Origin of the sequence: Evtepia sp., assembly GCF_034090835.1 — a bacterium.
GTDB lineage: Bacteria > Bacillota > Clostridia > Oscillospirales > Oscillospiraceae > Evtepia.
Window position 1 is genome coordinate 1 of the sequence record NZ_JAXDRS010000029.1, and the last position, 17766, is coordinate 17766.

18 protein-coding genes and 1 tRNA gene are annotated in these 17766 nt (G+C 59.6%); 6 read left to right on the plus strand and 13 right to left on the minus strand.

What is annotated here, in order from left to right; translation table 11 throughout:
• Positions 1–174: 174 nt before the first annotated feature.
• From SOR61_RS05600 to SOR61_RS05655, 12 genes are all read right to left on the minus strand, one after another.
• A complete protein-coding gene (locus SOR61_RS05600; protein WP_320611753.1) occupies positions 175–555 on the minus strand; it encodes a hypothetical protein in 381 nt (126 codons plus the stop codon).
• A gap of 554 nt (positions 556–1109) precedes the next feature.
• Complete coding sequence (locus SOR61_RS05605) at positions 1110–2147, minus strand: DUF4367 domain-containing protein (protein WP_320611692.1); 1038 nt, start codon at positions 2145–2147, stop codon at positions 1110–1112.
• Positions 2144–2662: an RNA polymerase sigma factor gene (locus tag SOR61_RS05610; RefSeq protein ID WP_320611693.1), complete on the minus strand. Its 519-nt coding sequence runs from the start codon at positions 2660–2662 to the stop codon at positions 2144–2146. Before SOR61_RS05610 ends, SOR61_RS05605 begins: the two co-directional genes overlap by 4 nt.
• Positions 2663–2698: 36 nt before the next feature.
• Positions 2699–3226 (minus strand): CDP-diacylglycerol--glycerol-3-phosphate 3-phosphatidyltransferase, encoded by a 528-nt coding sequence (gene pgsA, locus SOR61_RS05615; protein ID WP_320611694.1) that lies wholly within the window; start codon positions 3224–3226, stop codon positions 2699–2701.
• Entirely contained in the window at positions 3223–4569 is a 1347-nt protein-coding gene (rimO, locus tag SOR61_RS05620; RefSeq protein ID WP_320611695.1) for a 30S ribosomal protein S12 methylthiotransferase RimO, read from the minus strand. The genes pgsA and rimO overlap by 4 nt, the downstream gene beginning before the upstream one ends.
• Positions 4570–4588: 19 nt before the next feature.
• A complete protein-coding gene (locus tag SOR61_RS05625) occupies positions 4589–5203 on the minus strand; it encodes a regulatory protein RecX (protein ID WP_320611696.1) in 615 nt (204 codons plus the stop codon).
• Positions 5193–6335 (minus strand): recombinase RecA, encoded by a 1143-nt coding sequence (gene recA / locus SOR61_RS05630; protein ID WP_320611697.1) that lies wholly within the window; start codon positions 6333–6335, stop codon positions 5193–5195. The genes SOR61_RS05625 and recA overlap by 11 nt, the downstream gene beginning before the upstream one ends.
• A 33-nt stretch (positions 6336–6368) precedes the next feature.
• On the minus strand, positions 6369–7307 hold the full coding sequence (gene prmC / locus SOR61_RS05635; protein WP_320611698.1) for a peptide chain release factor N(5)-glutamine methyltransferase: 939 nt from the start codon (positions 7305–7307) through the stop codon (positions 6369–6371).
• Positions 7308–7372: 65 nt separating this feature from the next.
• Entirely contained in the window at positions 7373–8368 is a 996-nt protein-coding gene (locus SOR61_RS05640) for a DUF1385 domain-containing protein (protein WP_320611699.1), read from the minus strand.
• A 76-nt stretch (positions 8369–8444) separates the two neighbouring features.
• Positions 8445–9878: a HAMP domain-containing sensor histidine kinase gene (locus SOR61_RS05645; protein WP_320611700.1), complete on the minus strand. Its 1434-nt coding sequence runs from the start codon at positions 9876–9878 to the stop codon at positions 8445–8447.
• Between the two features lie 24 nt (positions 9879–9902).
• On the minus strand, positions 9903–10586 hold the full coding sequence (locus SOR61_RS05650) for a response regulator transcription factor (protein ID WP_320611701.1): 684 nt from the start codon (positions 10584–10586) through the stop codon (positions 9903–9905).
• Between the two features lie 55 nt (positions 10587–10641).
• A complete protein-coding gene (locus SOR61_RS05655) occupies positions 10642–11985 on the minus strand; it encodes a hypothetical protein (protein WP_320611702.1) in 1344 nt (447 codons plus the stop codon).
• Positions 11986–12151: 166 nt separating this feature from the next.
• On the opposite strand from SOR61_RS05655, the gene SOR61_RS05660 reads away from it, so the two are divergent.
• From SOR61_RS05660 to SOR61_RS05685, 6 genes are all read left to right on the plus strand, one after another.
• Positions 12152–12238: transfer RNA gene (locus SOR61_RS05660), tRNA-Leu, on the plus strand.
• A 227-nt stretch (positions 12239–12465) separates the two neighbouring features.
• Positions 12466–13614 (plus strand): hypothetical protein, encoded by a 1149-nt coding sequence (locus tag SOR61_RS05665; RefSeq protein WP_320611703.1) that lies wholly within the window; start codon positions 12466–12468, stop codon positions 13612–13614.
• A 141-nt stretch (positions 13615–13755) separates the two neighbouring features.
• Positions 13756–14487 carry an ABC transporter ATP-binding protein gene (locus SOR61_RS05670; protein WP_320611704.1) on the plus strand — a complete coding sequence of 244 codons (732 nt, stop codon included), beginning with the start codon at positions 13756–13758 and terminating at the stop codon, positions 14485–14487.
• Positions 14488–14502: 15 nt separating this feature from the next.
• A complete protein-coding gene (locus SOR61_RS05675) occupies positions 14503–15255 on the plus strand; it encodes an ABC transporter permease (protein ID WP_320611705.1) in 753 nt (250 codons plus the stop codon).
• Between the two features lie 30 nt (positions 15256–15285).
• On the plus strand, positions 15286–16443 hold the full coding sequence (locus SOR61_RS05680; RefSeq protein WP_320611706.1) for a HAMP domain-containing sensor histidine kinase: 1158 nt from the start codon (positions 15286–15288) through the stop codon (positions 16441–16443).
• Positions 16440–17132, plus strand: a complete 693-nt coding sequence (locus SOR61_RS05685; protein WP_320611707.1) for a response regulator transcription factor — start codon at positions 16440–16442, stop codon at positions 17130–17132. The genes SOR61_RS05680 and SOR61_RS05685 overlap by 4 nt, the downstream gene beginning before the upstream one ends.
• A 50-nt stretch (positions 17133–17182) precedes the next feature.
• Here the strand turns inward: SOR61_RS05685 and SOR61_RS05690 are convergent, their stop codons facing one another.
• The gene (locus tag SOR61_RS05690; protein ID WP_320611708.1) at positions 17183–17713 is read right to left on the minus strand and encodes a DegV family protein; all 531 of its coding nucleotides are present in this window, start codon (positions 17711–17713) and stop codon (positions 17183–17185) included.
• Positions 17714–17766 lie beyond the last annotated feature (53 nt).

Here is a 17766-nt window from a genome sequence, read left to right on the forward strand (position 1 = left end):
ATATTGGAAAAACCGAAAGCGGATAATCCGACATCGGAAAATCCAATGCAATTAAATAAAGATATACAAAAAACTGATCTATCAAAAAAAGAAGAAAGAAATAAAGATGGATTAAATACCGATTCCATTCCTATCCTTTCCCCTGACCCCTCTCCTTGGAGTGAGCAGAATACCTTACCTGAAAAGAATGGAACGGATGAGAAAGACGCATACAAAATCTATGAAGAAATTATCAAGGATAATATCGAGTATGCCGAAATCATCCAAAGCAATCATTTCTGCTTTTTGATTTTCTGTCACCTTAAAGATAGCGTTGCTTGCTGTATTCAGGATATAGGTTCCATCTGTAGTCACTGCGAAGTCGCTGGGACCCTGAACATTCCCCTGAATATCTCTGTTTACATAAAAAGGACGATCCTTATTTTCGCTCATCTTCGCCGCATAGACAACCGAACTGTTCAACGGTTCCGACAATGTATTTGCAGCAGTTACTGGAATTGCCAGTGACATAGACACACAAAGCGCCAAGGCCAACGTTACCATACGTTTTTTCATGTTGTGCTCCTTTCTTTACGCTTCTTGCGTAATCCTCCGTTTCTTCATACTGACATGAACGACTGCTAACGATTGCTTGTTTTCTATCACATCCTTTCCTCTCCTGTCCCCTTTTCTATCGGGGACAGATTCTTGTTGTCGATCTCTGTGGTTGTTTCACCCCCCCAACAACAGCGTCTATCGTCAGTGTATAGGTGCCGCCTGGGACCACTCCTGCTTTCTGCGAAAAGGAAAGCGAGACTTTTCCGGATTGCTTCCAAGTCCTGATCGGCACCCCTTTGGACCAAAGTTTCATGGTAGCTGTAATGTACGACGTTGAGTTATTTGCTCTTACGAGAGCCTTACATATTGCCATATTTCCCTCAAACCTCAGTTCTGGTGAATCCTTTACAGTATACGAAGGCCCTGCTGCCTCCGCCAAAAGCCCTGCCGTCCACACCAGGACCAGCAGCATAGCCAACGCCATCTTTTTCACAAAAAACCCCTCCTGTTTCGCTCTTTGCTGATAGTAACGAAACAGGAGGGCCAAATTGGACACCCAATTTTAAATTTTTTTATTTTTTTGCCGTCACGCTTTCTGCCAGCCGGATCAGCGCTTCCTCCTCCATGGGGGCGGCGGTCAGCGTGAGCCGAACCCCGGTCAGCGGGTCGTTCCAGGCAATGGTTTGGTAGGCGTTTTCTTTTTGCCAGGAAGAATAGAGTTCTGCCGAAAGGCCATGGACCGTGACCTTTTTTCCCTCTGACTCGCCGATTCTTTGCGCTGTTCCAACCCCATCGTGCCAAGCCAGCTTCTCCCGACGGAACGTGAGCCACTGGCCCTGGTCGTTTTGATAAAACTCCGTTTCCGCTGCCTCTTCGCTGGTTCTCTCCCGCAGAACATACCCCTCCGGAAGGTCTATGTCATACAGAGGTACCCTGATCGGCCTGACGCTTTCTGCCAACTGGATCAATTCTTCTTCTCCCATGAAGGCAGTCACCTCAATAATAGCTTTCGTGGTTGGGTCAGCCCAAATAATCGTGCTGTTATTTTGCGGCTTAGTTGCCAAATACAAATCTGCCTTAATACCGTTGACCGTAACTTCCTTTTTTTCCTCATCGTCTGTGGTGCTTAAAAACATATCACCGGTGGAACGGATCGTTTCATAGTCATATTCAAACGCAATATAGACGCCTTCGTCATTTTCATACAAAAAAGACCCGTCATCTTTGCATATGTCCCCCCACGTCAGCGAATATCCCTCTGGCAGCTCAATGGTATAGTGGACGATATCTTCTTCTTTCACATCGCCAACAAAGTAGTAGTGTATAGAAGATCCGTCTTCTTCTTTTACCCAACCACGGACCCATTCGTCCGCCTTGGCGTTCAGAGAAAATACGCCTGCACCAGCTGCCAGCAGCACCAGCGCAAGGATGGCGACCTTCTGCAGGCCCTTGCTCCATCTCCTCCACCGGGCACGGCGCAGGAGTTTCTCCATTCGCATCTGGAAGGCGGGGGACCCCGTCTCCCGGCAGGTCTCCGGATCGGGCAGGCTGTCTGCCAGCGCCTCCCCGGCCTTCTCGGCTGCCTGACGCAGCCGCTCTTCGGAAATCACAAAACTCCCTCCTCTCTGCACAGGGCTTCCAGCCGATCCCGGGCCCGCTGCACCAGCTTATGGGCAGCCGCCGGGGAGATCCCCAGCAGTTTGGCGATCTCTTTCGTGGAATATCCCTGGTGATACTTGAGCAGGATCACTTCCCGGTAGCGGGCGGGCAGGGCCAGGATACACCGGGCGAGCCCGTCCTCCCCCCGGTAGTCCACAGTAAGGCCCTGCTGGTGCTCCAGCAGTTCTCCCGTCTCCTGCCGCTGCTTCTTCCGATACAGGTCGATGGCCTTGCTCTCAACTATAGTAACGAGATAGGCCCGGGTTTTTGGACAGTCCACCGAGGAGATTTTATGTAAATTTTCAAGAATGGTCAGCCACGCGTCATGGACCGCGTCCTCCGCGTCCCGGTCGTTGCGCAGGATCTTCCGGGCGGCCCCCAGCATCCAGCCACCGTAGCGGTGGTAGAGCTGCTCAAACTTGGAGCGGTCCTCCGGTGCGTCAACCATTTGCAGATAGATCAGCATGGGGACCTCCCTCTCCTGGGCGCAGGATGTTTTCGGTTACAGGTCGCCGCTGAGCAGCACGTCCCGGTTCTGCACAAAGTACTCAATGCCGGAATACACCGTGGTCACCAGGATGACGCACACACACACCAGAATCAGCGTAGGGTTGGGGAAGGCCAGGAGCAGGCAGATGCACACCATGGTAGAGGCGGTCTTGACCTTGCCGGACTTGCCCGCAGCGATCACCCGGCCCTGCTCCACTGCCACCAGCCGCAGGCCGGTGACCGCCAGTTCCCGGGCGATGACGATAAAGAAGGCCCAGGCAGGCATCCAGCCCACCTCCACAAACCACACCATGGCAGACATCACCAGCAGTTTATCCGCCAGGGGGTCCATGAACTTGCCAAAGTCCGTGATCTGATTGTAGTGCCGGGCCACATATCCGTCCACAAAGTCGGTGACGCTGGCCAGGATAAACACAGCCAGCGCAGCCAGCAGGTGCCCGGTAAAGTCCCAGTACAGCAGCACGATAAACAGGGGGATCATCACCACCCGGACCAGGGTGAGCTTGTTTGCGGTGTTCATTGCTTGCTTCCCTCCTCGTTTTCGTACAGGACCCCAATGAGTTCTCCGTCGTAGGTTCCGGTGACCTTCACCTGGTAGAAGTCCCCGGGGCGCACGCCCCCTTCTTCCCCTTCAAAGTGGACCACCCCGTCAATACCGGGAGAGTCCGCATCGCTGCGGCCGTAGAAGAGCTCGGTCTCGTCGTCGTACCCCTCGCACAGCACGGGGATCACCTGGCCCACCTTACTCTCGCAGTACTGGTCCACGATGCGCATTTGCAGGTCGGTCAGCAGCTCCAGACGGCGGCGCTTCACGTCCTCGTCCACCTGGTCAGGCATCTTGGCCGCCACGCTTCCCTCCTCGGGAGAGAAAGCAAAGACCCCGGCCCGCTCCAGTTTATACTCCAGCAGGAACTCGCACAGCTCCTCAAACTCCTCCTCGGTCTCCCCGGGGAAGCCGGTAATGAGGCTGGTCCGCAGCACCACCCCGGGGATCTTCTCCCGGAGCTTACGGAACAGGGACCGGATCTCTTCCCCGGTGCCCCGCCGATGCATGGCTTTCAGCATACGGTCGCTGATGTGCTGGATGGGAATATCCAGATACTTCACGATCTTGGGTTCCCGGGCGATCACGTCGATGAGCTCGTCGGTAATCTCGTCCGGGTACAGGTAGTGCAGCCGCACCCACTGGATGCCGGGAATGGCGCACAGCTTGGGCAGCAGCTTGGCCAGGGTCCGCTCCCCGTACAGGTCCAGCCCGTACCGGGTGATGTCCTGGGCCACCACAATGAGCTCCTTCATCCCGGCCTGGGCCAGGTTTTCTGCCTCCTCCAGGATCTTCTCCTCCGGACGGCTGCGGAATCTCCCGCGGATAAAGGGAATGACGCAGTAGGCGCACCGGTTGTCGCACCCCTCTGCGATCCGCAGCCAGGCCCAGTAGTCCGAGGTGCACACCACCCGGTCGGTCTCGGGCACCGGTGCGTCAATGTCTCCGTAATGGAAGGGCCGTTCCCCGGCCGCCGCCTGCTCCAGCACCTGGGGGATGTCCTCATATCCGCTCACCCCCAGGAAGCCGTCTACCTCCGGACACAGGTCTGCCATGCGGTCCTTCCACCACTGGGCCATGCAGCCGCTCACGATGATCCGCTCCAGCTGGCCCGCCTTCTTCATGGCCACCAGCTTGTTGATCTCTTCCAGGGCTTCGTCCCGGGCCTCCTGCAGGAAGCCGCAGGTGTTCACCACCACCGTGTCGCAGCCGTCCGGGCCCAGGGCCACCTCGTGCCCGGCCTCGTAGGTCTGCCAGATCATCTGCTCACAGTTTACCTGATTCTTGGCGCAGCCAAGGGAAATAAATCCTACTTTCACTGTTTTCCTCCTTTGCCCCTCAGGGCTCCCACTCCCGCCGCAGGCGGGAAATGCCGTCGGATACCTGATGCCACGAAAAGCCCCGGCGCACCAGGGCGTCTGAGGCTTTCCGAATCTGTCTGGGGTCGTCCGGGTCCCGGACCTTCTCCGCCAGATAGCGGTCGATCCACTCGTCCGGTGCCTCCAGCTCTGCCAGAGCCTCCTCCCAGTACTGGCGGGGGACCTGCCGGCGGTACAGCATCTCTTTGATTTTATACAGCCCGTAGCCCTTGTCCTGGCCGTGCCGGACCAGAGCTTTGGCATAGGCTTCGTCGTTTAACAGGCCGATCTCCCGGGCCCAGGCCGCAACTTCTTCTGCCTGCCGGGGGGTAGCCCCCCGGGTCCGCAGTTTCTCCCGCAGCTGCCCTTCGGACAGCAGGCGGCCGGTGAGCAGAGAGACGGCCTTCTCCCGGAGAGCCGCCATCTTAGCTCCCTCCTCCACCGCTGTCAGCTGGTCTTCCTCCAGCTCCATCCCGGTGTACAGGGCATACTGGGCCACCACGGCCTCCGGTACAGAAAGAACACTGCCCCCTTCCAGGGAAACCGTCCAGGGTTTTCCCGGCCGGACAGGGGGCAGCAGGTTCTCAATCTTCATCGTCAAAGTCGTCTGCGCTCACGTCCACGCCCCGGGGGACCGCCGCCGGAGCGGGCGCAGCGGGGATGCGTCCCGAGGCGCGGGCCGCCGCCTGGGCGGGGGCGCTCAGGAGCTTGTAAGCGTTCTGGCGGATCTCCGCCTCTACCCGGTCGCAGACCTCCGGGTTGTCCTTTAAGTACTGCTTGGCAGCGTCCCGGCCCTGGCCGATCCGTTCCTCGCCCATAGAGAACCAGGAACCGCTCCGCTGCAGGATGTCCAGCTTCACTGCCAGGTCCACCATCTCCCCGTACTTGGAGATGCCTTCCCCGTACATGATGTCAAACTCCGCTTCCCGGAAGGGAGGGGCCACCTTGTTCTTCACCACCTTGGCCCGGGTGCGGTTGCCGATGATCTCGCCTCCGGCCTTGATGGCCTCCACCCGGCGCACGTCAATGCGCACAGAGGAATAGAACTTCAATGCCCGGCCGCCGGTGGTCACCTCGGGGTTACCGTACATGACGCCCACCTTTTCCCGGAGCTGGTTGATGAAGATCACCACGCAGTTGGTCTTGGAGATGGAGCCGGCCAGCTTCCGCAGGGCCTGGCTCATGAGCCGGGCCAGCAGGCCCACATGGGCGTCGCCCATGTCGCCCTCGATCTCCGCCCGGGGCACCAGGGCGGCCACCGAGTCCACCACGATGACATCCAGGGCGCCGGAGCGCACCAGAGCCTCGCAGATCTCCAGACCCTGCTCGCCGGTGTCCGGCTGGGCGATGAGCATATTGTCGATGTCTACGCCCAGGGCCTTGGCGTAGGTGGGGTCCAGGGCGTGCTCTGCGTCGATGAAGGCCACTTCGCCGCCCCGCTTCTGGGCCTCCGCCGCAATGTGCAGGGCCAGGGTGGTCTTACCCGAAGACTCCGGGCCGTAGATCTCAATGATCCGGCCCCGAGGTACCCCGCCGATCCCCAGCGCCAGGTCCAGGGCCAGAGAGCCGGTGGGGATGCCCTCCACCATTACCCGGGAGTTGTCCCCCAGGCGCATGATGGAGCCTTTGCCATAGGCCTTTTCAATCTGGGCCATGGCGGTTTCCAGGGCTTTTTTCTTATCCGAAGCCGGCGAGGCCGACTCGATCATTTTCTTTTTTTCTGCCATGCTAACCTCCCGCGCCAGTGGGCGCGCTTTTGTTTACTGGGGTTCCGGAGTCTCTTCCGCCGGGGGTTCCTCCCCCGGAACGGTGTGGAGCAGGTCGGGGGCCTCCCATTCCTTGGGCCGCTGGCCCTCCACTACCCGGTCGATCCCGCCGGTGTCCCGGGTGATGCGGATGTTCTCATACCCCGCCTTCACCAGGAGCCAGGCCACCTTTTCCGCCTGGCCGATGCCCACTTCATAGAGCAGATGCCCGCCGGGCTTCAAGGCCGGCATCCACAGCTTGGTGATGGCCCGGTAGAAGTCCAGGCCGTCCTCCCCTCCGTCCAGCGCCATGAGGGGTTCAAAGTCCTTCACCGAGGCATCCAGAGACGGGAAGTCCCCGGAGGGAATGTAAGGGGGATTGCTCACCAGCACGTCAAACTGTCCCAGGGCGTGGCTGGGGGCCTGGAGGGCGTCTCCCTTCAGATACACCGCCCGGCCTGTGAGCTTGTGCCGGCGGATGTTTCGCTTGCACAGGTCCAGCGCCCCGTCGGACAGGTCCACCAGGACCGCCCGGGTATTTTTCAGATAAGCCGCCGCCGTGAGGCCGATGCAGCCGCTGCCCGCGCACAGGTCCAGCACCCGGGTGTGACCCTCATACTCTTTCAGCCGGTTCATCACCAGCTGGGCCAGCATCTCCGTGTCGATCCGGGGGATGAGAGCAGCCGGCGAAACGTAGAAGGGCAGCCCGCAGAAGGACCACTCCCCCACGATATACGCCACCGGTTCCCCCGCCAGACGCCGGGCCAGCAGCGCTTCCGTCTTTTCCGCAATGGCCTCCGTGGTGTACAGGGACAGGTCCCGGTACAGCTGCTCCGGGGACTTCCCCGCTGCCGCGCAGAGGATCTCCCGGGCCTCCAGCTGGGCCCCCTCGATCCCCGCCCCGCTCAGGGCGTTGCGTGCCTTTAAATATAAGTCCTGATAGGTGATCGTCACAAGTTCCCACTCCACTCACAATCTTACAAATTTTCACCCGGTTCTCTTCCCGGGACTCTCTCTGTTTACCAGGCGTCTGCGCCCTTTTCCTGGGGCAGGACCCGGTTCAAGGCCTCGATGGCCACCTCCAGCATGGAGTCATCCGGCTCGAAGGTGGTAAAGTTCTGCATCCACATCCCCGGGGCAGACAGCACCCGGGTCACCAGGTTATCGTGGCGGCCCACCAGCCGGTTGAACTCATAGGTGATGCCCACCACCACCGGCAGGAGCAGCAGGTGCAGCAGGATGCGCACCAGCGGATTGGTGGCCACATCCCGGATGCCCGGCAGGGCAAACACCACGCAGGAGGCCAGCACCGCCACCACGATCACCACGAACAGAAAGCTGGTGCCGCAGCGGGGATGGTGCCGGGGCATGGCCCGGGCGTTTTCCACCGTCAGCTCCAGGCCCCGCTCGTAGCAGAAGATGGTCTTATGCTCCGCCCCGTGGTAGCAAAAGGTCCGGTGGATATCCTTGAGCCGGGAGCAGAGCACCAGGTAGGCGAAAAAGATCACCAGCTTGGCCACGCCCTCCAGCAGGTTGCGCAGCCACATGGGGGCCTCCGGGAAGAAGTAGAGCAGCGCAGAGGTGGCCAGAGTGGGCAGGATAATGAACAGGGCGATGGCGAACACCAGACCCACCGCCACAGAAAAGCCCAGCACCCACTTCATGGCCGCTTCGCTGCCGAATCGTTTTTCGATCCACTGCTCAAAGCGGGAGGGCTCCTCCTCTTCCTCCTCGGGGTAAAACTCCGCCGACCACATGAGGGCCTTGATCCCCTTCACCAGGGAGTCACCAAAGTTCACCACGCCCCGGATAAAGGGGAGGCCCAGGGTGGGGTGGCGGTCCTTGATGAGTTTCAGTTCCTCTTCCTTGACCTCTAACTCCCCTTCCTGATTGCGCACCACGATGGCCTGCTTCTGGGGCCCTCGCATGAGGATGCCCTCAATGAGCGCCTGGCCGCCGATGGTCGTGCGGAAGGCGCAGCTTTCGGCTGCGCCGCTTGTTTGTTTGTCTTTCATAGTATCTCCTGTTGTTTGCTGCATTCCGCAGAAATTGTAACAAACCTTGTTTTTCATTGCAAGGCTTTTCTCGAACTTATGTTCCAGTAGGCAGGCGGACCTCCACCAGGCAGCCCCCTGCCTCATCCTCCGCGTTGCGGATGATGAGCTGGCCGTTGTGGCGGGAGACGATCTCCTCGCACACGGCAAGGCCGATGCCGCTGCCACGGGCCGTGGAACTGCCCTTGTAGAACTTATACTTCACGTTGGGCAGTTCCTCCGGCGGGATACCGGGGCCGTAGTCCCGGACGGTGATCACCACGTCCTTGCCGTCAGGGTAGATGGCCGTGTCGATCCGCTTGCCGGCGCCGCCGTGCTTGGCGGCGTTGTCCAGCAGGTTGCAGAACACCTGCCGCAGCCGGTCCGGGTCACCGGGGATGGGTTCGAACTCCTCTTCGCAGTCCTTATGGTATACAGCGATCCCTTCCGCCGCCAAAAACTCATGATAGGTATACACGGCGTCTTCCAGTTCCGCCTTGATATCTATGGGTTCGATGGCCAGGGTAAACCGCCCGTCCTCGATCCGGGAGAACTCCAGCAGTTCCTCCACCATGCCGGACAGACGCCGGGCCTCGCTGGCGATGATGCCCATGCCCTTGCGCACATCCTTCTCGTCCCGGGCCTCTCCATTCATGATGGTCTCTGCCCAGCCGGTGATGGCGGTAAGGGGAGTACGCAGCTCGTGGGAAACGGAGGAGATAAACTCCGACTTCATGCTCTCGGCGTGTTTGATCCGCATGGACATGTCATTGATGGCGTCGGTTAGGTCACCCACCTCGTCGTCAAACTTCTTTTCCACCTGGATGCCGTAGCTTCCTGCGGCGATCCGCTGGGCGATGCCAGTGATGTTCTCCACCGGTCCCACGATGGAGCGGACAAAATAGATGTTGGAGATATACACCAGCACCAGGATGACCACCGACATGGACACAGCCACCAGGGTCAGCATGAACACCTGCCGGTCCACCAGACGCATGGAGGTCACGTAACGCATGATGCCCACCAGCTCCCCGTTGTAGGAGAGGGGGGCGGACACTGCGGTGATCCGTTCGCCGGTCTGGGGGGAGATCCCCTCCCAGGAAGAGATGGCCTGCTTGGCCTGGAGATGGGTGATGTCCTCCGTGCCCGGCACGGTGCCGGACAGGGTCAGGCCGTTGGAGGAGTAAATGACAACGCCGCTCGTTGTGAGCACCTGCAGCTCGATCCGGGTGCCTTCGTCAAAGGAGCTGACATAGTCCTGGGCGGCGGTAAAATAGTCTCCATCCTTGGCGTAGTTGCCGGCGTAGCTGCCAAAATAGCTGGCGGCGGTGCGGGCCTTGTTCTCCAGGTCGGAAAGAATGCTGCTGTCATAATAGTTCTTGATCACCACGGAAAACGCGATGACCACAGCCAGCAAAATCATGACCAGGATGCTGACGCTGTTGAGCAGCCAGCGCTGGCGAATCCCTTTTACCTTCAAAAACGAAACCATGTCTGTCCCTTCTTCAACGTTTCCTTAAAATTCCCACTTGTAGCCATAGCCCCAGATGGTCGTGATAAACACGGGGCTGGTGGGTTCGTCCTCGATCTTCACACGAAGGCGGCGGATGTTCACATCCACGATCTTCAATTCGCCCATGTAGTTCTCGCCCCAGACGAACTTCAAAATCTCCTCCCGGGACAGGGCCTTGCCCGGGTTCTCCATAAACATCTTCATGATGGCGTACTCCACCTGGGTGAGCTTCACCCGCTGGCCGTTCTTCTCCAGGGTGCGCTTCCGGGTGTTGAGCACGAAGGGGGGCTGCTGGATCTCTCCGTCGTCCATCATTTCCCCGCCGATGCGGCGGTACAGAGCGTCGATGCGGGCGGTGAGCTCCGCCGGGGAGAAGGGCTTGGTCACATAGTCGTCCGCCCCGGTCATAAAGCCGGTCACCTTATCCATCTCCTGGGTCCGGGCGGTGAGCATGATGATGCCGATCTTCGAGTTGCCCGCCCGGATCCGGCGGCACACCTCAAAGCCGTCCATATCCGGCAGCATGATGTCCAGCAGCGCCACCCGCACATCCGGGTTCAGCCGCAGCTGCTCCAGGGCCTCCTCGCCGGTGCCCGCCTCGATGGTCTCATACCCTGCTCGGTTCAGGTTGATGACAACAAAGCTGCGAATATTGGCCTCGTCTTCCAATACCAGAATTTTCTTCATGGTTTTGCTCCTCTTTCTGTTTCTTGGTCCAGCCTGCCGCCGGGCGGCTGGTCCTCTATTTTCCGGTCCGCTTCTCGCCCACCACGTGGAAGGCTGCTTTCAGACTCTCCTCGTTCAGGCCGCAGTCCCAGCTGCTCTTGAGGATCTCTCCCGTGTACAAAACGGAGCTGTCCTCATACAGCAGGATGCCTTCCTCCTTCTGGGCCAGGGCCGCCCGGTCGCCGCCGGCCAGGCTGCGGATCACCAGGAAAGGCTCAGGCTGCTTTCCGCTCTCCTCGTCCGGCACGCCCCTTGCAAAGGTCACGCTGCGCACCCCGGTGGTGGAGCTCTCCTGCCGGTTCATGGAAAACACCCCGGTCCAGGCGCTGGGGATCTCCAGATACCAGCCGTCCCCGCCGTGGTAGGTGGTCATCACCGTCTTGCTGCTGCCGTCGGGCAGGTAGTTCTTCCACTTGAGCCACCAGAACCCGTCCACAGAGCTGTCTCCATAGGCGGCCACCCGCATCTCGCAGGGGACCTCCAGCAGGCCGTCCCCGTTGATGTCCGCAGGATGGACCCCCGCATAGTAGTGGAAGAGGTTTTTGCTGGACCGCTCTCCCTCTTCCAGTCCAATGTTCTTCAGGCCGTGCTCCCCCATGGAGAACACGTCCGCCACCAGCACATCCTTGCCCAGATAGGAGGTCACAAACAGCGCCGGAACGCCGCCCTTCAGCTCCCCTGTGGTCCAGGCGCTGATATCCGTGGCCCCTTCTGACAGCGGCGCAGAGGAGACCAGTTCCATACCCCCGTCCTTGCCGTCGTAGTACTCGATCCTCCACTGGGATGCGCTGCTGCTCTCCGACTGGGCCAGGATCACCTCCGACCGCTCGTCGCCGTCCATATCCGCTGTAAGGTACCGGCCGTATCCGCTGCGCATGATCTCCACCGGCTGACCATCAGCCAGGGTATAGCCCACCAGGGTGTGCACCGAGGCGCTCACCTGCCAGCTGACCAGGATGTCGCGCCCCTTGGCCTCGGTCAGGTCCAGGTAGTCGATGGACTCGATCTCGTTGCCCATGCCTGCGATCCTGGCGTATACCTTGTACTCTCCCTGGTCATCCTGTTTGAAAATCACAATGTTCAGCGGGTCTTCCTGGGTGGTGTCCCGGAAGAAGGCCACTGCCTCCTGGGTCCCGTCCCCGTCCACATCCACCAGCTGGATGGTCTGACGGTTGTCCCCGCTCAAAGGCGCAATATATTCTGCGCTGCCCTTGGTTTCGTTGATCTTGCTCTGGAGCTTCACATAAGCCTCCGAAGACTTGGGCAGGGCATACATCTCATCTACGCTGCCAAATACGCAGCCGCTCAGGCCAAGCAGACAAACCACCAGCCCAAGGAGCAGCATCAGCTTTCGTCCCATGACGGGCCCTTCCCCCTTTCCCGGTTCCCTGGTTTCTGGGTGCGGAACCTTTTCCATTTATCATACCACAGTTGCCCCTGTTTTCCTATGGCTTTCTTTTAATTTTACGGAAGAAAAACCTTGCGCTCCTTTTCGATCTGTTGTATAATTAGTTGCGCCCAATCCTGCCGGTGTGATGGAATTGGTAGACGTAGTGGACTCAAAATCCACCGGTGGCGACACCGTGCCGGTTCGAGTCCGGCCACCGGCACCAAAATCCCGAATGCTTCCGCATTCGGGATTTTTTATTGCCCCCGTTCTTTCCCCCTCCCCGCCGGCCCGGCGGGAAGGCTTTTCGCCATACGGCATATTTTTAATGAATTCTTAAGAGATTACCCATTCTTTTTTTACGATTATACGGTATAATAGCCTCAGTTAAGATCAAAATGCCGTGCTCCGCCGCGGCTGTCCCCATCGATCCCGTTCAAGGAGGGTTCCCCTATGCAAAGAAGAAAGCGGCTCATCGCCTGCCTGTCTGCCGGTCTGCTTATCCTGGCCATATCCGCCACCGCAGCCTTCGGCAGTGTCAACGGCTATACAAAACTGAAGGATTCTCTGCGCTCCCTGGCCCTGGAGGACACCAACTTTACCATCACCGGTACCGGCTCCCTGTCCTTTGACGGCAAGGAAATGGTGACCTTCTCCAACGAACTGGCCCTGGCCAACGGCGACCTCTATACCCATGAAAAGACCGTGCAGGGAAGCAAAACCGTGACCGATCTCTACGCCACCTCCAAAGACGGGGTGCGTACCTCCTACAGCGCAGACTCCAAATTCTATGACGTCTCCAAATACTCCAACGTCCCCAACTCCTCCATCTCCGGCTCCCTCTTCGGCGTCTCGGAAGGAGACGAGATGTCCAACCGCTTGATGAACTTCCTGGAGGTCGCAGCCGACACCGTCATGGGCGACCTGAAAAACAACTTCGTGGAAGTGGGCACGGAAAACGGCAGCACCCTTTACAAGATCGAGATCTCCAAGAGCCAGGTCCCCTCTCTGGTGAACGCCGGCCTCTCCCTCTTTGCCTGCAACCTCACCCAGACCGGCACGATCTCCTCCGTCACCTACGAGGATGTCAGCATCTTCGAGTTCAACATGTACGAGAAAGCCACCGGCACCAAGCTCTCTGACGACTTCAGGGAGCACTTCCTCTACGGTTTCGACGACGCCTGGTACGAAAAGAACCAGACACTGCTGGAGCAGTACCGGGCTTTCCTTGATGAGAACGACCTGTCTGCCCCCTACTTCGACGTGCTGGAGGAAAAGGGCTCCGGCATCATCCTGGTCCATAACGACGGCAGCTATGACTATTACGCCGACGGCATGGCCCTGCTGGACGCCCATCCGGAACTGGCCTACGACTACCTGGAGTATTACGCAGGAAAAGACATCACCCTGGACAACATCTCCTGCATCTTCGGCGTAGACAAGGGCGGCAGACTCACCTCCCTCTCTGCCAAGGCCGCCTTCCGCTCGGTGGACACCAGAAACCAGTCCCATACCATGGACATAGCCATGGATCTGGCCGTGTCCAACTACGGCACCACGCAGGTGCTGCCCCTGGATGTGGGCGACCGGGTGAAGCGGTAAGTCCGCTGCCCAGTCTTCGCATAGATTCCTCTCTCTCTTGATCCTGACAACCGAAAAACCGGACGAACCCCGGAGGCCAGCGGCCTTCGGGGTCGTCCCGCCCTCTTTTCCTTTTTCCCTTTTCCAGAAAGGAGTGTTCTCTTGGAACCGGTCCTCTCCCTAAACCACCTCACCAAACTCTACCGCAACGGACGCGGGGTGCGAAACATTTCCTTTTCCGTCCAGCGCGGGCAGATCGTGGGGCTGCTGGGCCCCAACGGCTCCGGCAAGACCACCATCATGAAGGCCATCACCGGCCTTGTCACCCCCACAGAGGGCACCATCTCCCTCTTCGGAGAAAACGCCCTGCACCGGGAGGCCGCCCTGAAAAAGGTGGGCTCTCTCATCGAACAGCCCGCCCTCTTTGAGAACCTCTCCGCCCGGGACCACCTCCGCATGGCGGCCCGGTACTACTCCGACCTCAAGAAAGACCGCATCGATCAGGTCCTGGAGCTGGTGGGGCTCTTCCCCTACCGCAACGAACGCTGCGGCCGCTTCTCCCTGGGCATGAAGCAGCGGATGGGACTGGCCCTGGCCCTGCTCTCCCAGCCGGAGCTACTCATCCTGGACGAGCCCACCAACGCCCTGGATATCGAGGCCACCGTGGAGATCCGAACCATCATCATGCGCCTGGCCCAGGAGCAGAACGTCACCTTCCTGGTGGCCAGCCACCTGGCCTCAGAGATCGAAAAAATGTGCTCTCATGTCCTGGTGCTCTACAACGGAGAAATGCTCTCCTTTGACACCAAGGAGGAGGCCCTGCGCCTGAACCCCTCCATGGAAGATTTCTTCCTGGCAAAAGTGCGGGACAAAAAAGGGTCCGTGGTCCTGTAAGGAGGAAGCTGCACTATGAAATATTTCCTGGCAAGCCTGCAAAACGAACTCTTCAAGCTGCGGAAGCGGAAAAAATATCTGGTCTTTCTGATCCTCGGCTGTCTCATCTGCGCGGCCAGCGCCCTGCGCCTGCTGGCCATCAATTACCTCACCCACGGCGCTGTCTCCTCCCACATCGTCCTGGGCAGCCTTCTGAACGCCAACCTCCCCTTCCTTCTGCTCCTCTTCCTCCCCCTCATCGCCATCATGGGGACCTGCGACCTTTTTGCTGCGGAGCACACGGACCACACCATCCGCTTTTCCCTCATGCGGCCCATCGGCAAGGGAAAGCTCTTCTTCTCCAAAGCCGCCGCTGTGTTCGTGGTCTGTCTCTTTGACGCAGCGGTCCTCTGCCTGGTCTCTGCGCTGACCCAGCTGGCCCTGGGCGGCGGAACGTATGGCCTGGTCACCGGCATCCTCTCTCTGCTGCTGGACCTGATCCCCCTGGCCGTGCTGATCCTCTTTTTCTGCCTGATCAACCAGCTCATCCGGAACACCGGTCTCACCGTGCTGCTCTGCCTGGTGCTTTACGCAGCTTTGATCCTCATGGGTACCTACCTCCCCGCAGTGGGAGGTCTGAGCTTTACCGGATACCTGCGGTGGCATAACCTGTGGATCGGCATCACCCTTCCCTTTGCCTCCCTGCTCTCCCGCATCGGACTGCTGGCCGGCTATGCCCTGGTGTTCGGTTCCTGCGGCTTCTGGCTCTTCGACCGGACCGAAGCCTGACCCCCATACTCTGAAGGAGGTCCTTTTACCATGCGTCGTAAAACCTCTCTCCGCACCCGTCTGTTTCAGGCCGGCCTGCTGATGCTGGCCCTCTCTCTGGTGATCGGTCTGGCCATCACCATCCTGGTCCTGCTCCTCTTTGCCGCCCGTGTGCCCCACGGCGAGGAAGTCCTCCTCCGAGGACTCTCCTTTCTCTTCGGCGGCGACCTCATCGGCGCCAGCCGTGTCATCCCCTATCTGATCATGGAGAGCATCCTGCTCTGCCTTGCTGTGGCCTGCGTCTGCATCTGGATCAGCACCCGCCTCACCTCCCGGGTCACCTCCACCCTCCAGACCCTCCGCCAGGCGGCGGACAACCTCCGGGAGGGAGAGCTGGACTTCCAGATCCTCTCCTGCCCCGAACGGGAGCTGGATGAACTTTGTCAGTCCCTGGAAAGCGTCCGGCAGCGCCTCAAGTCTGCCGCCGCGGCGGAAGCCCAGGCCCAGCAGGAGCGGGGTCTGCTCCTGGCCAACCTCTCCCACGACCTGCGCACCCCCATCACCGCCATCAAGGGGTATGTGGAGGGCATCCGGGACGGCATCGCCAACACCCCTGAAAAGCAGGCCCATTACCTGGACATCATCTACAACAAGTCCCAGCTTATGGAGCGGCTGGTGCGAAACATGAGCGACTTTTCCGAGTATGAACTGGGCCGGATGCAGTACCACTTCGAGTATGTGGAGCTTTCCGCCCTGCTCGCCGACCTGTGCCAGGAGTACCAGGATGACGCCGCCCACAACGGCCTGCAATTCACCGCCCAGATCCCACCGGGCCCCTTTGTGGTCACCGCCGACCGCAACAAGATCAAGCGGGTCACGGACAACCTCATTTCCAACGCCATCAAGTACAGCCGTCCCGGCGGGACCATCTCGCTCACCGCCGAGCCCTACGAGGGCGGCCTGGTCATCCAGATCGCCGACAACGGGAAGGGCATCAGCTCCGAAGCCCTCCGCCATGTCTTTGACAGCTTTTTCCGGGAGAACACCGCCCGGTCCAGCTCGGTCCCCGGCAGCGGACTGGGGCTGGCCATCTGCCGCAGCATTATCGAAAGCCATCACGGGAAAATCTGGCTCACCAGCCAGGTTGGAGAAGGCACCCGCACGTTTGTCTATCTCCCCCTGCAAAAGGAGGATAAACTTCCGTCATGAACATTCTTATCATTGAGGACGACCGGAGCGTCGCTGAACTGGAACGGGACTACCTGGAGATCAACGGCGGGTTCCAGTGCACTCTGTGCGAAAACGGGACCGAAGGCCTGCAGCTGGCCCTCTCCCAGGACTTTGCCCTGGTCATTGTGGACGTCATGCTTCCTGGTCTCAGCGGTTTCGAAGTCTGCCGCCGCCTGCGGGAAGTGAAGGACACCCCTGTCATCATCATCTCTGCCCTGGCCGACGACATCGACAAGGTCCGGGGACTGGGGCTGGGCGCCGACGACTACATGACCAAGCCCTTCAGCCCCAGCGAGCTGGTGGCCCGGGTCAAGGGGCATATCCAGCGCTACGAGCGCCTGGTGGGCAGCCGGGAAAAGCCCCGGCCGGAGATCCTGAAGGTGCGTGGCCTGGAGATCGACCGGGACAGCCGCAGGGTATGGGTGAACAGCCAGGAGAAGAACATGACCAGCAAGGAGTATGACCTGCTGCTCTTCCTGGCCGAGCATCCTGACACCGTCTTTTCCAAAGATCGCCTCTTTGACAACGTGTGGGGCATGGACGCCTATGGTGACGTCTCCACTGTCACCGTCCACATCAAACACATCCGGGACAAGATCGAGATCGACCCCGACCGCACCCAGTACATCGAGACCGTCTGGGGCGTGGGCTATCGCTTCCGGGGATAACAAAGATCCCACGGCGCCGCAGCATACGGCACCGTGGGATCTGTTTCGTTTTAATATTCTCTGGCGCAGGCCACGCCCAGCGCCCCTTCCCCTGTGTGGCAGCAGATGCTCAAGGGGAGAGAGATGATCCCCACCTGATGGGAGGGGAAGGCCGCCTGGACCTCTTCCGCGGTCTTTCCCTGGCGCAGCAGGATCCGGGCGTTCTGGATGGACTGCATGAGGGTAACGGAGATCCGGTGGTCATCCACCACCAGGACCCGGCCGCCATACTCTCTGGCCAACGCCTTGGCCGTCTGGCAGGAGCCGCTCAGCCCTGAGGTCATGGGAAAATGGAGCACAGCGTCGTGGCTGGCCAGCAGACGCTCCCACAGCGCGGTGATCTCCGAGGGGGAGGGCTGGGAGGTTGAGATCTCGGCCCCCCGCTTCATCTTCTGAAAGAAGTCCTCCGCCGTGCAGTCCTGGCCCTCCAGATAGGTCTCCCCATCCACAAAAAACGGCATAGGGATCAAATAAATCCCCATTTCCTCGGCCTGCCGGGCGGAGATCCCGCTGTTGGTATCGGTTACAATGGCTGTCTTCAAGGCAATTACCCCTTACTCATTTCCACGCATATCGTCGGCACATATATGGTCGG